General features: G+C 67.9%; 18 protein-coding genes. 7 read left to right on the top strand and 11 right to left on the bottom strand.

Features of this window, described 5'->3' with window-relative positions; translation table 11 throughout:
* Positions 1–240 precede the first annotated feature (240 nt).
* From kynU to RTW82_RS21255, 5 genes are all read left to right on the top strand, one after another.
* Positions 241–1,485 (top strand): kynureninase, encoded by a 1,245-nt coding sequence (kynU, locus tag RTW82_RS21275; protein WP_316926386.1) that lies wholly within the window; start codon positions 241–243, stop codon positions 1,483–1,485.
* A gap of 31 nt (positions 1,486–1,516) precedes the next feature.
* Entirely contained in the window at positions 1,517–2,932 is a 1,416-nt protein-coding gene (locus RTW82_RS21270; RefSeq protein ID WP_031287232.1) for an amino acid permease, read from the top strand.
* A gap of 127 nt (positions 2,933–3,059) precedes the next feature.
* Complete coding sequence (locus RTW82_RS21265; protein ID WP_316926385.1) at positions 3,060–4,379, top strand: OprD family porin; 1,320 nt, start codon at positions 3,060–3,062, stop codon at positions 4,377–4,379.
* A 90-nt stretch (positions 4,380–4,469) separates the two neighbouring features.
* Positions 4,470–6,230 (top strand): hypothetical protein, encoded by a 1,761-nt coding sequence (locus tag RTW82_RS21260; protein WP_021218027.1) that lies wholly within the window; start codon positions 4,470–4,472, stop codon positions 6,228–6,230.
* 100 nt (positions 6,231–6,330) lie between these two features.
* Entirely contained in the window at positions 6,331–7,356 is a 1,026-nt protein-coding gene (locus tag RTW82_RS21255; protein WP_021218026.1) for a porin, read from the top strand.
* Between the two features lie 668 nt (positions 7,357–8,024).
* Here the strand turns inward: RTW82_RS21255 and RTW82_RS21250 are convergent.
* From RTW82_RS21250 to RTW82_RS21205, 10 genes are all read right to left on the bottom strand, one after another.
* Complete coding sequence (locus tag RTW82_RS21250) at positions 8,025–9,011, bottom strand: amidohydrolase family protein (RefSeq protein WP_184491926.1); 987 nt, start codon at positions 9,009–9,011, stop codon at positions 8,025–8,027.
* Complete coding sequence (locus tag RTW82_RS21245) at positions 9,008–9,580, bottom strand: 3-hydroxyanthranilate 3,4-dioxygenase (RefSeq protein ID WP_316926384.1); 573 nt, start codon at positions 9,578–9,580, stop codon at positions 9,008–9,010. Before RTW82_RS21245 ends, RTW82_RS21250 begins: the two co-directional genes overlap by 4 nt.
* Positions 9,581–9,590: 10 nt before the next feature.
* A complete protein-coding gene (locus tag RTW82_RS21240) occupies positions 9,591–10,016 on the bottom strand; it encodes a RidA family protein (RefSeq protein ID WP_316926383.1) in 426 nt (141 codons plus the stop codon).
* Positions 10,013–10,813 (bottom strand): 2-keto-4-pentenoate hydratase, encoded by an 801-nt coding sequence (locus RTW82_RS21235; RefSeq protein ID WP_316926382.1) that lies wholly within the window; start codon positions 10,811–10,813, stop codon positions 10,013–10,015. The genes RTW82_RS21240 and RTW82_RS21235 overlap by 4 nt, the downstream gene beginning before the upstream one ends.
* Entirely contained in the window at positions 10,810–11,847 is a 1,038-nt protein-coding gene (dmpG, locus tag RTW82_RS21230) for a 4-hydroxy-2-oxovalerate aldolase (RefSeq protein WP_316926381.1), read from the bottom strand. Before dmpG ends, RTW82_RS21235 begins: the two co-directional genes overlap by 4 nt.
* A 10-nt stretch (positions 11,848–11,857) precedes the next feature.
* Positions 11,858–12,799 carry an acetaldehyde dehydrogenase (acetylating) gene (locus RTW82_RS21225; RefSeq protein WP_316926380.1) on the bottom strand — a complete coding sequence of 314 codons (942 nt, stop codon included), beginning with the start codon at positions 12,797–12,799 and terminating at the stop codon, positions 11,858–11,860.
* Positions 12,800–12,810: 11 nt separating this feature from the next.
* Positions 12,811–13,623, bottom strand: a complete 813-nt coding sequence (locus RTW82_RS21220; protein ID WP_316926379.1) for a fumarylacetoacetate hydrolase family protein — start codon at positions 13,621–13,623, stop codon at positions 12,811–12,813.
* Between the two features lie 14 nt (positions 13,624–13,637).
* Positions 13,638–15,104 (bottom strand): 2-hydroxymuconic semialdehyde dehydrogenase, encoded by a 1,467-nt coding sequence (locus RTW82_RS21215; RefSeq protein WP_043242572.1) that lies wholly within the window; start codon positions 15,102–15,104, stop codon positions 13,638–13,640.
* Positions 15,105–15,411: 307 nt separating this feature from the next.
* Positions 15,412–16,374 carry a LysR substrate-binding domain-containing protein gene (locus RTW82_RS21210; RefSeq protein WP_316926378.1) on the bottom strand — a complete coding sequence of 321 codons (963 nt, stop codon included), beginning with the start codon at positions 16,372–16,374 and terminating at the stop codon, positions 15,412–15,414.
* A gap of 276 nt (positions 16,375–16,650) precedes the next feature.
* Positions 16,651–17,400, bottom strand: coding sequence for a tetratricopeptide repeat protein (locus tag RTW82_RS21205; RefSeq protein ID WP_271660229.1), 750 nt, complete (start codon positions 17,398–17,400; stop codon positions 16,651–16,653).
* A gap of 205 nt (positions 17,401–17,605) precedes the next feature.
* Between RTW82_RS21205 and RTW82_RS21200 the strand changes: the two genes are divergently transcribed.
* Entirely contained in the window at positions 17,606–18,118 is a 513-nt protein-coding gene (locus RTW82_RS21200; protein ID WP_316926377.1) for a sigma-70 family RNA polymerase sigma factor, read from the top strand.
* Positions 18,115–19,089, top strand: coding sequence for a FecR family protein (locus RTW82_RS21195; protein WP_316926376.1), 975 nt, complete (start codon positions 18,115–18,117; stop codon positions 19,087–19,089). Before RTW82_RS21200 ends, RTW82_RS21195 begins: the two co-directional genes overlap by 4 nt.
* Positions 19,090–19,133: 44 nt before the next feature.
* On the opposite strand, the gene RTW82_RS21190 is transcribed toward RTW82_RS21195, so the two are convergent.
* Positions 19,134–19,349, bottom strand: coding sequence for a hypothetical protein (locus RTW82_RS21190; RefSeq protein WP_316926375.1), 216 nt, complete (start codon positions 19,347–19,349; stop codon positions 19,134–19,136).
* Positions 19,350–19,372: the final 23 nt, after the last annotated feature.

The following is a 19,372-nucleotide window of genomic DNA, read 5'->3' as shown; positions in this document are numbered from 1 at the left end:
GGCGACTGCTGTAACGCTATCTGCCCGGGCGGGCGTTGAACAGGTGCAGTGGGCGGTGTTTACCGCCGGCACAGTCGCCGCGACTGGCTATAACGGCTCGGAATAGTTGCTTCGGGCATTTCTATTTTCAGGTAATGGCGACTGAGGGGTAGCATCCGCTCACCCTAATGCGAACAGGTGCCCCGGACCCGAGCCGGGAACCTGTGCAACCGATAAGAACAAAGCAGTCAAGGAATCGCCATGTCCAGCAGCGCCCCTCTCACCCGCGATGATTTCGTGCGCCTCGACAACGAGGACGGAATGGGTCAATTCCGCGCCCGTTTCGACCTGCCGCCCAACGAGATCTACCTCGACGGCAACTCCCTCGGCGCGATGCCGGCCCACGTCCCGGCGCGCATCGACAGGGTGATGCGCAAGGAATGGGCCCATGGCCTGATCCGCTCCTGGAACGACGCCGACTGGTACCCGGCCCCGCAGCGCACCGGCGGCAAGATCGCCCGCCTGATCGGCGCCCAGGCCCACGAAGTGATAGTGGCCGACTCCACCTCCATCAACCTGTTCAAGGTGCTGGTCGCCGCCACCCGCATGCAGCCCTCGCGCAAGGTGATCCTGGCCGAGCGCGGCAACTTCCCCACCGACGTCTACATCGCCGATGGCGTGGCCGAGCTGACCGGCTGCGAGCTGCGCTGCGTGGAGCCGGACGCGGTGCTCGACGCCCTCGACGAGAGCGTGGCGATCCTGTCCCTGACCCACGTGAACTTCAAATCCGGCCGCCGCTACGACATGGCCGCCATCACCGCCCGCGCCCATGAAGTCGGCGCCCTGGTGGTGTGGGACCTGTGCCACTCCGCCGGCGCCATGCCCATCGAGCTGAACGGCGCCAACGCCGACTTCGCCGTGGGCTGCGGCTACAAGTACCTCAATGGCGGCCCCGGCGCGCCGGCCTTCGTGTTCGTCGCCGAGCGCCATATCGCCCAGGTGCGCCAGCCGCTGACCGGCTGGCACGGGCACGCCAAGCCCTTCGACTTCAGCCACGACTACGCGCCCCACGCCACCATCGACCGCATGCTGGTGGGCACCGCCCCGCAGCTCGGCGTGCTGGCCCTGGAGGCGGCGCTGGAGGTGTTCGAAGACGTCGACATGCAGGCCCTGCGCACCAAGAGCGTGGCCCTGTGCGACCTGTTCATCCAGCTCTGCGACCAGGAGCTGCAAGGCCTGGGCATCGAGTTGCGCACCCCGCGCGACGCCGAGCAGCGCGGCAGCCAGGTGTCCCTGGCCCACGCCGACGCCTACCCGGTGATGCAGGCGCTGATCGCCCGCGGCATCGTCGGCGACTTCCGCGCGCCGGACATCCTGCGCTTCGGCTTCACCCCCCTCTACACGCGCTACCAGGACGTCTGGGAATGCGTGGCGGCACTGCGTGAAATCCTCGAACGAAAAGAATGGGACCGCCCGGAGTTCCTGGCCCGTAAATCGGTGACCTGAGCCCCCCGCCAAACCCTGGAGCAAGAATGCGATGACAAAAACAACAAGCTCATTCGAACAATTGGTAGACCGGGAAAAAGGCCTCAAGCAGAGCCTCACCAGCGGGCAGCTGTCGATGATCGCCATCGGTGGCGCCATCGGCACCGGCCTGTTCCTCGGCAGTGGTTTCGCCATCGGCTTCGCCGGGCCCAGCGTGCTGGTCAGCTACGGCATCGGCGCGCTGATCGCCCTGCTGCTGATGGGCTGCCTGGCGGAAATGACCGTGCGCCACCCGACCTCGGGCTCGTTCGGTTCCTTCGCCGAGTTCTACGTGTCACCCGGCTTCGGCTTCGCCATCCGCTACGCCTACTGGTCGTCCATCGTGTTTGCGGTGGGCACCGAGATCACCGCTGCGGCCATGTACATGAAGTACTGGTACCCCGAGGTGCCGGGCGGCTACTGGATGGTGGCCTTCTCGGTGGCGCTGATCCTGGCCAACGCCTTCAGCGTCAAGGTGTTCGGCGCCATCGAGTACGTGTTCTCGCTGCTCAAGCTGTGCGCCATCGTGGTGTTCATCCTGCTCGGCGCCTGGGTGGTCTACGGCGCGCCGGCGGATTCCGCCATCGGCTTCGCCAACTACAGCAACGACCGGGGCTTCTTCCCCAACGGCTTGTGGGGCACCTGGGTGGCGGTGATCGTGGCCTTCTTCAGCTACCTCAGCATCGAGATGATCGCTGTCGCCGCCGGTGAGGCGAAGGACCCGCAAAGCGCGGTGACCCGTGCCTTCCGCATCACCGTGGTACGCCTGGTGGTGTTCTACCTGCTGACCATCGCCCTGGTCCTGGCCATCGTGCCTTGGGGCCAGAACAACGGCGGCCAGAGCCCCTTCGTCACGGTGATGGAAGCCACCGGTGTGCCCTATGCGGGCGCGGTGTTCAACGCGGTGATCCTGATCGCGGCGCTGTCGGCGATGAACAGCCAGCTGTACATCACCACCCGCCTGATGTTCAGCCTGTCCCGGGCCGGCCAGGCGCCCAAGGTGTTCGGCACCCTGAGCGGCAAGGGCGTACCGCTGCCGGCGCTGCTGCTGTCTTCGGTTGGCATCGCCCTGGCCACCCTTCTGTACCTGGCGTACCCGGAGAAGGCCTTCACCCTGATGATGTCGATCGCCATGTTCGGCGCGATGTTCACCTGGGCGGGCATCTTCCTCACCCACCTGTTCTTCCGTCGCCGCCAGGGCGGCCAGCCCCTGGCGTTCAAGCTCTGGGGCTACCCCTGGACCAGCCTCGCCGGCCTGCTGCTGATGCTGGCGCTGATGGTCACCACGCTGTTCACCGAGGAGTTCGCACCCACCCTGCTGTGCGGCCTGCCGTTCCTCGCGGTGATCCTGCTGATCTACGCCCTGCGCTTCCGGCAACGGGCGCCGCTCGAAGGCGACGCGCCCAAGCCGCTGCCGATCCAGCGTTGATCCCCGGGCCAGGGACGGCCCGCACCCCCTGATGGCAACAGCGCCCACCCGCCGTGGGCCGGTGCCTGCGCGCGCCCCGGGATAGGGCGTGCCGCGAAGAACAACAAGAATTCACGAGGCTCGAACCATGTTGCGCAGAACCCTCCCGGCATTCCTGCTGGCCGCCTGTGCCTGCCCGCTCGCCCTTGCGGCGAACGAGCCGGCGCCGGGCTTCGTTGCCGGCAGCCAGGCGACCCTGTTGCTGCGCAACTCCTACTTCAACCGCAGCAAGGAGAACGGCCGCCGCGACGCCCGCGACTGGACCCAGGGCTTCGTCGCCCAGTACGCCTCCGGCTTCACCGAAGGCACCGTCGGTGTCGGCCTCGACGGCTTCGCCTACCTCGGGCTGAAGCTCGATGCCCCGGCCAACAAGACCGGCACCGGCAACCTCCCGGTGCACGACGACGGCCAGCCCGCCGACGAGTACGCCAAGACCGGCGCCGCCCTCAAGCTGCGTTACTCGCGCAGTGTGCTCAAGCTCGGCGAGCAGCGCCCCGACACCCCGGTGTTCGGCGTCAGCCACTTCCGCATCGTGCCGCAGACCGCCACCGGCATTGCCCTGGTCAGCCAGGAGATCGACGGGCTCGACCTGCAGGCCGGGCATTTCACCTCGTCCACCAGCCCGGTGACCACCAACGGCGACGGCGACCTCTGGGCGGTGATGGCGGGCGTCACCACCCCGCGCGCCGATTACCTGGGTGGCCGCTACCGGGTCGCCCCCGGCCTGGACGTGAGCCTCTATGGCGCGCGCTTCAAGGACATCTGGGACCAGTACTACGCCAGCCTCGACGGCCGCCACGCACTGCCCGGTGACCGCGAGCTGGGCCTGACGCTGACCCTCTACCGCACCACCGACAGTGGCCAGGCGCGGGCCGGCGAGATCGACAACACCACCCTGGGCGCCGCCACCTGGCTGCGCAGCGGCGCGCACCGCTGGCTGCTGGGGCTGCAACGGGTGGGCGGTGATACGCCGTTCGACTACCTGGGTGTGGGCGACAACGACCGCAATGGCCGCAACGGGCGGGACCAGGGCGCCTCCATCTACCTGCCCAACGCCGCCCAGTTCGCCGACTTCAACGGCCCCAATGAGCGCTCCTGGCAGCTGCGCTACGACCTGGCGCTGGAGCGCTACGGCGTGCCCGGCCTGTCGCTGATGGCCCGCCACGTGCGCGGCTGGGGCATCGACGGCAGCCAGATTCCCGCTGGCAGCCCCTACGCCGGGCGCTACGGCGCCGATGGCGAGCACCGCGAAACCAACCTGGAACTGCGCTACGTGGTGCAGGCCGGGCCGGCCAAGGGCCTGAGCCTGCGCGCCCGCCAGGCCTGGCACCGCGCCGACCGCGACCAGGGCTCGGGCGACCTCGACGACTTCCGCCTGATCACCGACTACCCCATCGACCTGTTCTGACCGGCCAGCACGCCTGGCCGGGGGCTTCACCCACACCGATTTCTGCAATGGCAAGCACTGCCCAATCGGGCACAACTGACGGAGTGAATAATGAAAACAAGGCTGCTCCCTTCCAAGGCTCGCGTTCCGTTCATCCAGACCGGCGTCGCGGCATCCGTGATCCTCGGCATGTTGCTGGGCGGTTATGCCCGCGCCGAGGAACACGGCCCGATCAACATCGTCGACCCCTTCGTGAAGCGGCAGACCGAGCTCTCGCCGGACAGGACCCCGCCGGAACCGGCGCCGGGCAGCTACGGCCTGGACAAGAAGACCGGCGTCTTCACCCACCCGGCGGCCACGCCCTTCTCCCACGGCGGCCAGCCCTTCGCTGGCCAGCTCGACTACTGGGACAGCAAGACCTACATCAAGAACATGAAGGTCGAGGCCTACTACCCCATCGTGGTCGAGCCCTTCCACACCTGGCAGAACATCGTCGACTTCGACGGCAAGCGTTACCTGTACCAGTACGTGCGCCGCAGCCTGAAGATCTTCGACATCACCCATCCCAAGGACGTGAAGCTGCTGCTCACCCGTGGCGAGACCTGGGGCCCGAACGGCCCGGGCGAGGAGCAGAACCCCTACCCGGCGGACGACATGTTCGGCGCGGCCTCCATCCAGTGGAACAAGAAGCTGGGCAAGAACATCATGGTGCAGTCCTTCGAGGTGCGTCGCTTCGGCGTGCTGGAAGACAAGTACCGCGAGCCGGACAAGGTCGAGGCCATCCGCAAGTCCAAGCACCTCAAGGGCTTCAAGGTCTACGAGATGAACGGCCCGCTGCCGGCGGACTGGAAGCTGATCGCCACCCGTACCACCGACATCGAGCACCCCAACGCGCCCATCGGCGAGCAGGAAGGCTCCGGCGTGCGTGACATCCCGGCCTACTTCGGCGGCGATGTGATGTACGTGGCCGCCGCGCCCAGCGACAAGTACGCCCTCACCGAATACCCCAACGACCTGTACAACGCCGGCTACCAGTCCTGGGACATGTCAAACCCGGCCGATCCCAAGCTGCTGGACGTGCTCACCGTGCCCGGCCAGATCGTCGGCGACCCCGAGCACGAAGCCGTGTTCAAGGCCAACCCGCGCGCCGGCAACCGCGCCTCCTGGATGGGCGCGCGCATGTCGCTGTTCATCCCCAAACCGGTGGAGCAGGGCGGCAAGTACGGCTACGCGGCCATGGGCGGCATGGGCCTGTACGTGGTCGATATCACCGATTCGAAGGCGATGAAGGTGGTGGGGCACGTGGACTTCCCGGTCAGCGTGGCCGGCACCGAAGGCGACAACATCGACGTCTCCCAGGTGGAGAAGACCGGGCTGGTGTACTTCAGCGGCTACCCGCTGTCCGAGGACTGCTACGAGGCCTACAAGGACATCTACGCGGTGGACGTGAGCAACCCGGCCAAGCCCGCCATCCAGCACGTGCTGCCGCGCCCGACGCCGCCGGCCGATGCCGCCTTCACCGACTTCTGCCAGCGCAAGGGCAGCTTCGGGCCCAAGCGCACCGGCTACTACACCCAACCCGGCGTCTCCCGCGAGGGCATCCTGCCGTACGCCTTCTACAACGCCGGCGTGCAGGTGTTCGACGTGCGTGACCCGGCCAAGCCCACCATCGGCGCCTACTTCGTGCCGCCCTTCGACACCAAGAACGTGGCCAGCTACGCCGTCGGCAACCTGACCCACAGCGCCTACACCGAGTACGACCGCAACCTGATCTGGGTCTTCACCAACCACGGCTTCTACGCACTGTCGACGCCGTTGCTGGGCACGCCGAGCTTCGATGCACCGAAGAAGCCCTGGCCGTCCCGGGACTGACCCTGCGGCTCCATAACAACAAAACCCAATAAGAAAAATAGAGCGCGCGGCGGCGGGGAGATGGCCGCCGCGTGCTCACCCTGTTCGATCGGAGCAACCCATGCGCAAACTTCTACTCGCACTTCCGCTTGTGAGCGGGCACGCCTTCGCGGGAATCGAGATATCCGGGATCATCGACGTCACCTACGAGGTGGCCACGTCAGGGGGGGACACCGTGGAGCGGGTCACCGGTGCCGGTCTCAGCGCCAACCGCATCCAGTTCAAGGCGGACCAGGCGCTCACCGACGACCTCTCGGTGAAGGGCGTCTACGAGGCGATGTACAACCCCCATTCCGATGACGATATGGGCAAGCGCGAAGCCTATGCCCAGATCATTTCCAAGCGCTGGGGCACCCTCAGTGCCGGGCGCCAGGACACGCCCTCGGCCAACGCCTACGGCTACGCCGACCCGCTGTTCGGCAACGAATACAGCCTGATCAACAACGTCAGCGTGTTCTATGCGCCCTGGCGTGAAGACCGCTCGCTGATGTACATCAGCCCGCGCATCGAGGGCTTCGAGTTCCGCGGCATGGCCACCCAGGGCGAGAAGGACGGCAGCCGCGACGGCCGCGTCTACAGCGTGGCGCTGGACTACTGGGCCGACAGCCCCTGGTACTTCTCCGGCGCCCTGGACCGCAAGTACCAGCGCAACCTCTGGGACAAGGACACCATGGAGTACGCCACCGACCTCTACCTGACGGCGGTGTACAGCATGGGCAAGACCGACCTGACCGCCGTCTACCACCGCTACACCGGCTACTACGCCTATGCGCCCTGGGTGGATTTCGAATCCAACGGCAGCGACCTGCAGCTGGGCCTGCGGCACAACTTCGGCAACAAGCACAACGTCGCCGTCAGCCTGATCTACAAGGACGACCGCAAGGACGAAGCCCTCAGCGACGCCGCCGGCATCAACCTCGGCTACATCTACAACTACGACGAGAACATCGACCTCTACGGCGTCTACGCCTACATCCACCACAAACGTGATTCGGATGTGCGTTACCCCATCAGCTGGAACCTGGAAAGCCCGCTTTCCGACGAAAACCCCGAAGGCATGCAGCTCGGCGTGCGCTTCAAGTTCTAGCCCCATCCCGCCACACTCCCACCCGCGACAGGACGCTGCCGCGGGTTTTTTATTGCCCGTGATTCGGCGGTGATGGGTTTCGCGGCGCTCAACCCATCCTCGGGGTTGACCGGGATGTAGGGTGGATGACGCTCTTTTCATCCACCARRCGRTGTCGCCNGGAAAGCACAYTGCGTTGGCAGCCCTGCGGYCTGCTTGGCGAATGAATTCGCCCCTACNGGGACCGCGTGKCCGGTAGGTCGGGTGCAACCCGACGTRGGCGGYGCATGGGGCACGTCCGGTGCGCGCCGGTCACGCCGATTGGTGGATGGGTGAAGCGTCATCCACCCTACGCGAGGCCKGGCCGACGGGCCGGAGTTGGGGCATGGCGGTGATGGGTTTCGCGGCGCTCAACCCAGCCTCGGAGTTGACCGGGATGTAGGGTGGATGACGCTCTTTTCATCCACCAAACGATGCTGCTGGGAGCACCGTGATGGCAGCCCTGCGGCCTGCTTGGCCAATGAATTCGACGCTACAGGGGCCGTGCGGCCGGTAGGTCGGGTGCAACCCGACATTGTGGTGCAGGCCCTCGCGGGTTTCACCCGCCCTACGGAAACCACGCTCACAAAAAAGCCCCGGTCCGACAGTGCGGGCCAGGGCCTGAGAAGGAGGCGTGATGAAGGGGTGGATCAGATGCCGAAGAACTCCCGGGCGTTGCCGGCGCAGATGCGCGCCTTGTCGGCATCGTCCAGGCGCGGGTGTTCGAGCACGCCGGAGCCGATGCGCTGTTCGCCCAGGGGGAAGGGCGAGTCGGAGCCGAGCATCACCCGGTCCGGGCCCATCACGTCCACCAGCAACTGCAGGGCGCGGGGGTCGAACACGGCGGAGTCGACGAAGAAGCGCTTCACGTAGCTCGAGGGCAGTTGCGGGCAGTCCTCGCGGACGATGTCGCGGTGGCGCCAGGCGTTGTCGACGCGGCCGAGGAGGAAGGCGAAACCGCCGCCGCCATGGGCGAAGCAGATGCGCAGCGACTCGGGGATGCGCTCGAAGGCACCGGAGAGGATCAGCGAGAGGATGCCCAGCTGGGTTTCCGCCGGCATCGCCACCAGCCAGGGCAGCATCCATTTGCGCATGCGCTCGCCGCCCATCATGTCCCAGGGGTGCACCAGCACCGGGATGCCGTCGTTGGCGCAGTGGCTGAGGAAGGTCACCAGGTTGTCGTGGTCCAGGTCGTGGTTGCCCACGTGGTTGCCGATCTGCACGCCGACGTGGCCGGCGGCCTTGGCGCGGCTGGCCTCGCGGCAGGCGGCGTCTATGTCCTGCAGGGGCACCTGGGCCAGCACCTTGAGGCGGTCCGGGGCGCGGGCGGTCATCTCCAGGGCGCGGTCGTTCATCAGCTGGGCCCAGGGCAGGGCGCGTTCGATGGGCGCGTCGTAGGCGAACATCACCGGGGTGGCGCACATGATCTGGATGTCCAGGCCCTGCTCGTCGAGGTGCTCGATGCGCCGGACCGGGTCCCAGAGCACGTCGTGCACCGGACGGAAGGGCTTGTCGCCGACCATGATCTGGCCGCTGCGGCCATCGCTGTGCAGCCAGGGCGCGCGCTCGGGGTTGAGCCGTGCGGCTTCCTCCCGGGTGATGGTGGGGAAGAAGTGCGAGTGGATATCGATTTTCATGCTTGGGCTGCCGCCTCCAGGGTCCGGTGCCAGGTCTGCCAGTCACGGCCGGGGTGGATCTCGCCGCATTCGCTGCAACGGCGCTCGGCGTCGCGGGTGGCGTAGAACTGCTCGTACACCGGGGGCAGGTCGTTGACGATGCTCTGCAGCTGCATCTCGTAGCGCTTGATCACCGTGCCGCAATGGGCGCAGCTCCACTGCAGGGCATCGAACAGGCCGGCGGGGCGCTGGCGCTCGATCACCAGGCACAGGCTGCCGGGCTCGGGGCGTTGCGGGGAGTGGATGACATGGGGCGCCATCAGGTAGATGTCGCCCTCGCGCAGGTCGATGCGCTCGTAGCGGCCACGGTCCCAGATGTTCAGGTAGGCGTTGCCCTTGAACTGGTAGAAGAACTCCTCCACCGGGTCGTCGTGGAAGTCGGTGCGCTGGTTCGGGCCACCGACCACGGTGACCATGAAGTCGGCGTCCTGCCACACCTGCTGGTTGCCCACGGGCGGTTTGAGCAGGTGCGCGTGCTCCTCGATCCAGCGGTTGAAGTTGAGCGGCGGGCTGAAGTGGTGTTTGTCCATCTTGTTGTTCTCAGCGATTGAGCGGGGCGTAGGCCACGGCCTTGATTTCGATGCGCAGGTGCGGGTGCGGCAACTGGTGCACGGCGACGGTGGTGCGGGTCGGGCCGCTCTCGTCGAAGTACTCGGCGTAGACCTGGTTGTAAGGGCCGAAGTCGTTCATGTCGACCAGGAAGGTGCTGATCTCCACCAGGTTCTGCAAGGTGGCGTGCTCACTGGCGAGGATGTCGCGGATGTTTTCGATCACCGCGCGGGTCTGGGCGCGGATGTCCAGGTTGGTGGTGCCCATGGCGTCCACCTCCACGCCTTCGAAGCTGTTGTCCGGGCGCCGCGAGCTGGTGCCGGAGACGTAGAGGAAGTCGCCGGCGCGCTTGATGTGCGGGAAGCGCCCGCGTGGGGTGGCCTTGCCGGCCACGACTGTGGAGCGGTTGTCACTCATGCTCGGGTTCCTTGTTGGGGCGCGCGGGCGGCGCTGCAGGTGAAGCCGCATTCGCCGTAGCCGGCGATCTCCACGCTGACGTGGGCGCCCGGGGTCAGGGCTTCGGCGGCGGTGGCGGCGCCGGCCATGATCAGGCTGCCGGCGGGCAGGGCGATTTCGGCGCGGGCCAGCAGCTGCGAGGCCTGCACCAGGCTGCGCAGCGGGTGGCCGAGGATGGCGGCGGTGGAGCCGGCCTGGACCACGCGGCCGTCGATGCGCATCAGCACGCCGGCATTGGCCAGCCCGGCGAAGTCCCGCGACCAGGCGCCGACCACCAGGCCGGACGAGGAGCAGTTGTCGGCGACCACGTCTTCCAGGCTGAACTTGAAGGCCTGGTAGCGCGAATCGATGATCTCGATGGCCGGGGCCACGGCCTCCAGGTAGTCGGCCGCCTCCAGCTGGGTGAGTGGGCGTTCGATGGCGCGGCGGGTGACGAAGCACACCTCCGGCTCGGCGCGCGGGTGGATGAAGCGGCCCAGGTCCACCACGCCGCCGTCCTCTTCCAGCATGGCGTCGGTGAGCCAGCCCCAGATCAGGCTGTCGACGCCCATCTGGATCATCTTGGCGCGGCTGGTGAAGCCCAGCTTGACCCCGATCATGCGCTCGCCGTCGGCGTAGCGGCGGGCCATGGAGGCACGCTGGATCAGGTAGGCCTCGTCGAGGCTGAAGGGGCTGCTGGCGCTGAACTGCGCCAGCGGCTCGGCCTGGCGGGCGGCGCGGTCGAGGGCGGTGGCGATGCGGGCGATATCGGTGCTCATGGGCGCGGCTCCTGGCGGCGGGCAAGAAGGTCGAGGGCGACGTCGACGATCATGTCTTCCTGGCCACCGACCATACGGCGCTGGCCCAGCTCGACGAGGATGTCCACGGTCTTCAGGCCGTAGCGGGCGGCGGCCACTTCGGCGTGACGCAGGAAGCTGGAGTACACGCCGGCATAGCCCAGGGCCAGGGTTTCGCGGTCGACGCGCACGGGGCGGTCCTGCAGCGGGCGGACGATGTCGTCGGCGGCGTCCATCAGCGCCAGCAGGTCGGTGCCGTGGTGCCAGCCCAGGCGTTCGGCGGCGGCGATGAACACCTCCAGCGGCGCGTTGCCGGCCCCGGCGCCCATGCCGGCGAGGCTGGCGTCGATGCGGTCGCAGCCTTCCTCCACCGCGGCGATGGAGTTGGCCACGCCCAGGGAGAGGTTGTGGTGGGCGTGGATGCCGGTGGCGGTGGCCGGGTCGAGCACGGCCTTGAGCGCGCGGAAGCGCTCGCGGATGTCCTGCATGCCCATGGCGCCGCCGGAGTCGACCACGTAGATGCAGGTGGCGCCGTAGCTTTCCATCAGCTTGGCCTGGCGGGCGAGGCCGTCGGGGGTCTGCATGTGGCTCATCATCAGGAAGCCGACGGTGTCCATGCCCAGGTGGCGGGCGTATTCGATGTGCTGGCGGGAGACGTCCGCCTCGGTGCAGTGGGTGGCCACGCGGACCACCCGGGCGCCGGCGGCGTGGGCCGCCTTGAGGTCGTGCACCGTGCCGATGCCGGGCAGCAGCAGGGTGGCGATGCGCGTGTGCTGCAGCACATCGGCGGCGGCCTCGATCCATTCCAGGTCGGTGTGGGCGCCGAAGCCGTAGTTGAAGCTCGAGCCCTGCAGGCCGTCGCCGTGGGCGATTTCGATGGAGTCCACGCGGGCCTGGTCCAGGGCGCGGGCGATGGTCTGCACCTGCTCCAGCGAGTACTGGTGGCGGATGGCGTGCATGCCGTCGCGCAGGGTCACGTCGGAGATGTACAGCTTCTTGCCGGGGGTGGCGGTCATGGCGTGCTCCTCAGCGGTTCAGCAGCGACTGCGCCATGCGTTCGGCGGTGGCCAGCGCGGCGGAGGTCATGATGTCGAGGTTGCCGGCGTAGCTCGGCAGGTAATGGGCGGCGCCTTCCACTTCGAGGAACACCGAGGTCTTCAGCCCGCTGAAGCGGCCGTGGCCGGGGAGGGTCAGCGGCGCCGACTCGGGGATCACTTCGAACTGCACCTGCTGCTTGAGGCGGTAGCCCGGCACATAGGCCTGCACGGCGGCGACCATTTCTTCGATTGAGGCGGCGACCTGCGCCTGGTCCACCGCTTCGCTGAGCACATAGACGGTGTCGCGCATGATCAGCGGTGGCTCGGCGGGGTTCATGATGATGATCGCCTTGCCCTTGGCCGCCCCGCCGATTACTTCGATGGCCTTGGAGGTGGTTTCGGTGAACTCGTCGATATTGGCGCGGGTGCCGGGGCCGGCGGACTTGCTGGCGATGGAGGCGATGATCTCGGCGTAGTGCACGCGGGCCACGCGGGACACCGCCGCCACCATGGGGATGGTGGCCTGGCCGCCGCAGGTGACCATGTTGACGTTGGTCTGCTGCAGGTTCTGCTCCAGGTTCACCACCGGCACGCAGTAGGGGCCGAAGGCCGCCGGGGTCAGGTCGATCAGGCGGATGCCGGGCTTCACGCTGCGCAGGTAGGCATCGTTCTGCACATGGGCGGCGGCGCTGGTGGCATCGAAGACGAAGTCGATCTCGGCGAATTCGGGCAGGCGGGTCAGCCCTTCCACGCCTTCGTGGGTGGTGGCCACGCCCAGGCGGGCGGCACGGGCCAGGCCGTCGGAGGCGGGGTCGATGCCGACCATGGCGGCGATTTCCAGGTGCTGGGCGTTGCGCAGGATCTTGATCATCAGGTCGGTGCCGATGTTGCCCGAGCCGATGATCGCGGCCTTGAGTTTCTGTCTGTTCATGGGGGCTCCGGTCATTGCGCGGCGGCGAAGGCGGCGGTGACGCTGCCCAGGCCCTGGATGTGCGCGGTGAAGCTGTCGCCCGGTTGCACGGCGACCATCGGCCCCAGCGCACCGGTGAGGAGGATGTCGCCGGCACGCAGCGGTGCACCGTGGCGGACCATGGTGTCGGCCAGCCACAGCGCGGCGTTCAGCGGGTTGTCCATGCACGCGGCGCCGGCACCGACCGACACCGGCTCGCCGCGCAGGGTCATGCTCATGCCGCAGCGCACCAGGTCCAGCTTGTCCAGGGTCACCGGGCGGCTGCCGAGCACGAACAGGCCGGAGGAGGCGTTGTCGGCGATGGTGTCCACCAGGCGGATGTCCCAGTTGGCGATGCGGCTGCCGACCACCTCGATGGCCGGCAGGGCGAAGGCGGTGGCGCGGATCAGGTCGGCCACGGTGTGGCGCTCGAAGCACAGGTCGTGTTCCAGCACCAGGGCGATCTCCGCTTCCACCTTGGGTTGCAGGGTGTCGTCCCAGGCGATGGGCTGGCCGTCGCCCCGGGCCCGCTCGGCGAACAGCAGGCCGAAGTCCGGCTGATCGACGCCCAGCTGCTTCTGCACGGCGCGGGAGGTGAGGCCGATCTTGTGGCCCACCGGGCGCAGGCCGGCGTCGATGGCGGCCAGGGTGTTGTAGCGCTGGACGGCATAGGCCAGGGCGACCGGGTCCTGGGTCGGGTCTTCGGCCAGGGCGGCGGCGATCAGGTCGCGCACCGGGGCGCAGGGCTGGCCGCTGCGTTCCGCCTGGCGCAGGCGGCTGGCCGCTTCGATGAGTGCTGCATGCATGGTGGGGCTCCCGCTCAGGCGTTGACGCAGATGGTGGTGATCTCGGAGTAGAAATCCAGGGAATGGCGGCCGCCCTCGCGGCCGAGGCCGGACAGGCGCGCGCCGCCGAAGGGCGTGCGCAGGTCACGGAGGAACCAGGTGTTGACCCAGACCATGCCCACGTGGAAGCGCCGCGAGACCTTGTGCGCGCGCTTCAGGTCGCGGGTCCACAGGGCCGTGGCCAGGCCGTAGGCGGAGTCGTTGACCCGGCGCACCACCTCGTCCTCGCTGTCGAAGGGAGCGATGTGGCAGACCGGGCCGAACACTTCTTCGCGCACGCAGCGGGCGTCGTCGCCGAGGCCGGTCCAGATGGTCGGCTGTACATAGGCGCCGTTGTCGCGCTCGTCGCCGAACACCGGCACGCCGCCACCGGTGACTTCGACGGCGCCTTCGCTGCGGGCCAGTTCGAAGTAGCCGAGCACCTTGTCGCGGTGCTTGTGGGAGATCAGCGAGCCCATGTTCACGCCGTCTTCGTCGGGGTAGCCGATCTTCAGTTTCTCGGCGCCGGCCTTCATGGCGGCGACGAAGCGCTCGTAGATCGGCCGCTCGACATAGACGCGCTCCGAGCACAGGCACACCTGGCCGGAGTTGGTGAAGCTGGAGCGCAGCACGCCGGCCACCGCCGCGTCGAAGTCGCAGTCGGCGAAGACCACCGCCGCGTTCTTGCCGCCCAGCTCGAAGGAGACGTCACGCACGCCCTCGGCGGCGGCCTTCATGATGGTGGCGCCGGTGCGCGACTCACCGGTGAAGGTGATGGCGTCGACGTCCGGGTTGCGGGTGAGGAACTCCCCGGCGGAGTTGGGGCCGAAGCCGTGCACCAGGTTGAACACGCCGGCGGGCAGCCCGGCTTCCTGCATCACCTCGGCCAGCAGGGTGGCGCTGGAGGGCGAATCCTCCGACGGCTTGACCACCACCGAGTTGCCGCAGGCCAGGGCCGGGGCGACCTTCCAGGTGAGCAGCAGCATCGGCAGGTTCCACGGCGAGATGATCGCCACCACGCCGTGGGGCTTGCGCACGGTGTAGCTGAACACCTCGCTGCCATCGGCGGCGCGCATCTCGAAGAACTCGCTGCCGGCCTGGCGCACCAGTTCGGCGAAGGTGCGGAAGTTGTGCACGCCCCGGGCGATATCCAGGGTGCGCGCCTGCTGCACCGGGCGCCCGGTGTCGGCCACCTCGGCGGCGACGAACTCCTCGAAGCGGCGCTCGATGCCATCGGCGATGCGCATCAGCATGTCGGCGCGCTGGCTCGGGCTGAAGTCGGCCCAGGGCCCTTCCTGCGCGGCCTTGGCGGCGGCGACGGCGCGCTCCACCTGGCTGGCGTCGGCTTCGCAGACCTGGCTCAGGACGCGCCCGTCGATGGGCGAAACATTGGGGAAGGTCTTGTCACTGGCGACGAATTCGCCCGCGATGAAATGGCGCAGCAAGGGCAGGGGAGTGGACACGACAACCTCCGATTCTTGGATTTCGGAGAAGTCTAGGGAAGGCGCCTATAAGGGAATAATGAAAGCCTTGAGGTTGACTATTCTGCTTTGGAATAGCTGGCTGGCTCGGTCACCTCCCCCCCGGCTCGGCGCCCTCTGGGAGCGCAATCATCGATGTAGGCGGGTGAAACCCGCGAGCCCCGTGCACGAAAGCCGTCGGGTTGCACCCGACCTACGGGCCGGCCACCCAGCACACGACACGCCCGGTGCGCCCCGCCGCATGGGTTTCGCTTCGCTCTACGCCATCCTACGAAAGCCGCCGCATCGGTCAGGCCGGCGTGCCCTGATCATGCTCGCGGCTGGCCTGTTCCAGGCATTCGCGGAACAGCCGGGCGGCGGGGCCGAGGTCGCGGTTGGCAGCGTGGAAGTAGCCGATGTTGCCGAACTGCAGCGGGGTGCCCAGGTCGAGGGCGCGCAGCATGCCGGCGTCGGCGAACTGGCGGGTGGCCTCGTAGGGCATCAGGGCCACGGTTTGCTGGTCCTGCATGAGGCTGATGTTGGTGAGGATCGACAGGGATTCGACCACGTTGGCCGGGGTGCCCAGGTCGGCCTCGGCGAACAGGCGGTCGGCGGTGCGGCGCAGCAGCGAGTCGCGGGTCGGCAGCACCCAGGGGTAGCCGTGCAGTTCCGCCAGGCTCACCGGCGAGCGGCCTTGCAGCGGGTGCTGGGCGCCGGCCACCACGCACAGGGCCTCGCCATAGAGCACTTCCACTTCCAGCATCGGCGATTCGTTGCGCCAGCCCCAGTCGTCCGGCACGCGGCCCACCACCAGGTCCACCTCGCCCACGGCCAGGGCCGGGAACAGCTGGTCCATCTGCCCCACCCGCAGGGACACCAGCACGCTGGGCGCGCGTTGCTTGAGCAGTTGCATGGCGCGCGGCAGCAGCGAGCTGGAGGCGGAGATCAGGGTGCCGACCATGACGTGGCCGGAGGTGCCTTCCTGGAAGGCGTTGACCTCGTCGGTGAGCGAGCGCAGTTCGGCCAGCAGCGACTTGGCCCGGCGCACCACCAGCTCGCCCAGTTCGGTGGCGGTGACCCCGCGGTTGCCACGGATCAGCAGCGGGGCGTCGAAGTAGGATTCCAGCTCGTGGATGATCTTGGTCACCGCCGGCTGGGTCAGGTTCAGCGCCTGGGCCGCGCGCAGCAGCGAGCCGCTTTGCAGCACCTGGTCGAACACCACCAGCTGGTAGAACTTGAGCTTCCGCGCCACGGACATGGGGGTGAATTTCATGCGGTGCCTCGACGGGTCAAAGGGCGGTGGGGTGCGCAAAGCACCGCATGGTAATCAAAAGCGGGGACGAGCGGGGGATGTGGATGATGGTGCCTGCTGGAGAGTTTTTGAGTCCAGCGGGTCGCCGAGTTTTGAGGGTGGTTGTGCCGTAGGGTGTGCCGTGCGCACCGCCGCACGGTGCTTCCGGCGAGCTTCAGGTGCGCACAGCACACCCTACGTTCGAAGTGAGCGGCGGCTGCATGCCCAGAGGCCCGGTTGTGCCCTTTGGCTATGGCCTCAGGACTGCATCTCGCGCAGGGCGTCGCGGCTGAGGCTGATCCATTCGCCGTGCAGGTTGCGGTAGTGCTTGGGGGAGCGGCGGGCGTAGTGCTGGATCTGTTCCAGCAGCTCGCGGGCTTCGCGCTGGCGGCCCAGCTGGCGGAGCATCAGGGCGTAGCGGTAGTTGGCTTCGGGGCCGGTGTAGTAGCCCGAGAGGGCGCGGTATTCCTCTTCCGCTTTCGTGGTGTCGCCGAGGCTTTCCAGGGCGCGGGCGTAGAGCAGGTGGCCGTCGGCGGAGCGGTAGTCGGGGTTGTGCTGGATCAGCCGGTCGAGGGTGTCGCGGCAGCCTTGTGCATCACCCTTGGCGAACTGCGCCTGGGCGAGGCCGAGGAGGATGTCCGGCGCTTGTGCGTGGATGCCGCGCAGGGCGGCCTGGTAGTGGCTGGCGGCTTCGTCGGCCCGGCCCAGGCGCAGCAGCTCTTCGGCCAGCTGCACACGGGTTTCGCGGGTGTCGCGCAGGTCCAGCTCGTCACGCAGGGCACGCAGATGGCGCTCGGGGTCGAGGGTGTCGTGCAGGCGGTTGACGGTGCGCCGGCCGGTGCGGCTGCCGAGCAGGTCGGGGAGCATGATGCCGAGGAAGTAGATCAGGCAGCCGAGGCCCGGCAGCGCGATGATCAGGTACAGCCAGTAGCGCTCCTGGCCGCTGCGGACGACGTGAAGGCCGCAGGTGACCTGGCAGGCGATAACGAGCAGGGCGAGCAGTGGCATGGCGGTTTCCAGTCCCTTGGAGAGTCGATGGGCGCCGCCCGGAAAGGGCGGGATGCCTATGAGAACACGGTGCTCGATACCTGTCAGGTGACCTGATTCTCATCACTCGAAAGAGGGCGAAAGCATCGAACGCGGGCATTGCCAGCAGGAACGGGAATCAACAATAATGCGACTTATTCTTATTTGACTCCTGGGTCTACCCCACGTGGCCACCTCTCCTGATCTCAATGCTGCCCTGGTGACGCTCTATCACGAGAACCATCGCTGGTTGCGCGCCTGGCTCTATCGCCAGTTGCGCTGCCCGCAGGATGCTGCCGACTTGACCCAGGACACCTTCATGCGCGCCCTGACCTCGCGCCAGCTGGGGCAGTTGGAAGAGCCGAGGGCGTTCCTCAATACCCTGGCCCGGCGCCTGCTGTGCAGCTTCTGGCGCCGCCGCAAGGTGGAGCAGGCCTATCTGCAGGCGCTGACCGAGCTGCCCGAGCAGTTCGCGCCTTCCGAAGAGGACATCGCCCTGGTCAGCGAGGCCATCGATGCCATCGACCGGCTGCTCGACGGCCTGCCGCAACGGGTGCGTCGCGCCTTCCTGCTCAACCGCCTCGATGGCATGCCACAGCAGGCCATCGCCGATCACCTGGGGGTTTCCCTGGCCACCGTCGAGCGCGACCTGCGCCGTGCCTTCGTGCACTGCCTGAGCGCGAACCCGGAGCTGCCATGAGCCACGCCGAACTCGACCTGCACACCCGCACCGCCATCGACTGGATGCTGCGCCTGGACCCGGGCCGGGTGACCAACCACGACCGCCAGGACTTCAAGCGCTGGCTGGCCGACGACCCGGCCCACCTGGTGGCCTGGCAACGGGTCAGCGGCCTGCTGCAACAACCCCTGGCCGACCTGCAGGGCGCCGAAGGGCGTAGCCCCGGGCAACTGCGTGCCGCCAGCCGGGCACTCTCCGCCCCCGACTCGCCACAGCGGCGCAAGCTGCTGCGCGGCGGCCTGGCCTTGCTGGTGCTGGGCGCCGGCAGCGGTGCGCTGGTCAACCGCGTGACCCCCTTGGCGGGCCTCACCGCCGATGTGCACACCGCCACCGGCGAGCGCCGCACCCTGCAGCTGGAGGACGGCAGCCGTCTGGTGCTCAATGCCCGCAGCTCGGTGGATATCCGCTTCGACGGCACGCGCCGCCTGGTGCGCCTGCGCGAGGGTGAGCTGCTGGCCAGCGTGGCGGCCGATGCTACCCGGCCCTTCATCATCGCCACCGCCCAGGGCGAAGTCCGCGCGCTGGGCACGCGCTTCCTGGTGCGCCAGGAGGAATCGCGCAGCCTGGTCTGCGTGCAGGAACACCACGTGCGCATCGACTGCCATGGCGGGCAGCACGGCGAGCTGAGCGAAGGCCAGGCGGCCTGGTTCGGCGCCTCGGGCATCCAGCCGGCCCCTGCCAGCCTGCTGACCCGCGCGGCCTGGGTGGATGGGCGCGTGGAGGTCAACGACGAGCCCCTGGGCCATCTGGTCGAGGCCCTGCGCCCCTACCATCGCGGCCTGCTGCGCATCAGCCCGGAAGCCGCGCAGGTGCGGGTGTTCGGCGTGTTCCCCCTGGACGACAGCGGCGCCGCCCTGCAATCCCTGGCCGAAACCATGCCGGTGCGCGTGCGCCGCTACGGCCCCTGGCTGACCCTGGTCGATCGCGCCTGATCGCCCATGGAGTGGCTCCGTGCGTAGGGTGGATGACGCTCTTTTCATCCACCAGCGGTGTTGCCTGCGAGCACGAAATGGTGGACGGGTGAAGCGTCGTCCACCCTACGGCCGGCGCGCGCGGAGTTGGTCGGTGTGTAGGGTGGATGGCGTTTTTTCATCCACCAAAGGGCGCCAAGGACGGGCTCGAAGGCGCGGCCATCGAACAAATGCAAAAAATTCGCAAAAACGATGAGGGGTTTATTCGCCTCGTTGGACATGGATAAGGCAAACCCGACACACA

The organism is Pseudomonas sp. zfem005 (assembly GCF_032621735.1).
Lineage (GTDB): Bacteria > Pseudomonadota > Gammaproteobacteria > Pseudomonadales > Pseudomonadaceae > Metapseudomonas > Metapseudomonas solani.
This window is presented reverse-complemented; position numbering and strand designations above follow the sequence as displayed.

Excerpts from the sequence above, each read along its gene's own strand:
- kynU (WP_316926386.1), top strand. The coding sequence starts at position 241 with ATGTCCAGCAGCGCCCCTCTCACCCGCGATGATTTCGTGCGCCTCGAC.
- RTW82_RS21270 (WP_031287232.1), top strand. The coding sequence starts at position 1,517 with ATGACAAAAACAACAAGCTCATTCGAACAATTGGTAGACCGGGAAAAA.
- RTW82_RS21265 (WP_316926385.1), top strand. The coding sequence starts at position 3,060 with ATGTTGCGCAGAACCCTCCCGGCATTCCTGCTGGCCGCCTGTGCCTGC.
- RTW82_RS21260 (WP_021218027.1), top strand. The coding sequence starts at position 4,470 with ATGAAAACAAGGCTGCTCCCTTCCAAGGCTCGCGTTCCGTTCATCCAG.
- RTW82_RS21255 (WP_021218026.1), top strand. The coding sequence starts at position 6,331 with ATGCGCAAACTTCTACTCGCACTTCCGCTTGTGAGCGGGCACGCCTTC.
- RTW82_RS21250 (WP_184491926.1), bottom strand. The coding sequence starts at position 9,011 with ATGAAAATCGATATCCACTCGCACTTCTTCCCCACCATCACCCGGGAG.
- RTW82_RS21245 (WP_316926384.1), bottom strand. The coding sequence starts at position 9,580 with ATGGACAAACACCACTTCAGCCCGCCGCTCAACTTCAACCGCTGGATC.
- RTW82_RS21240 (WP_316926383.1), bottom strand. The coding sequence starts at position 10,016 with ATGAGTGACAACCGCTCCACAGTCGTGGCCGGCAAGGCCACCCCACGC.
- RTW82_RS21235 (WP_316926382.1), bottom strand. The coding sequence starts at position 10,813 with ATGAGCACCGATATCGCCCGCATCGCCACCGCCCTCGACCGCGCCGCC.
- dmpG (WP_316926381.1), bottom strand. The coding sequence starts at position 11,847 with ATGACCGCCACCCCCGGCAAGAAGCTGTACATCTCCGACGTGACCCTG.
- RTW82_RS21225 (WP_316926380.1), bottom strand. The coding sequence starts at position 12,799 with ATGAACAGACAGAAACTCAAGGCCGCGATCATCGGCTCGGGCAACATC.
- RTW82_RS21220 (WP_316926379.1), bottom strand. The coding sequence starts at position 13,623 with ATGCATGCAGCACTCATCGAAGCGGCCAGCCGCCTGCGCCAGGCGGAA.
- RTW82_RS21210 (WP_316926378.1), bottom strand. The coding sequence starts at position 16,374 with ATGAAATTCACCCCCATGTCCGTGGCGCGGAAGCTCAAGTTCTACCAG.
- RTW82_RS21205 (WP_271660229.1), bottom strand. The coding sequence starts at position 17,400 with ATGCCACTGCTCGCCCTGCTCGTTATCGCCTGCCAGGTCACCTGCGGC.
- RTW82_RS21195 (WP_316926376.1), top strand. The coding sequence starts at position 18,115 with ATGAGCCACGCCGAACTCGACCTGCACACCCGCACCGCCATCGACTGG.
- RTW82_RS21190 (WP_316926375.1), bottom strand. The coding sequence starts at position 19,349 with ATGTCCAACGAGGCGAATAAACCCCTCATCGTTTTTGCGAATTTTTTG.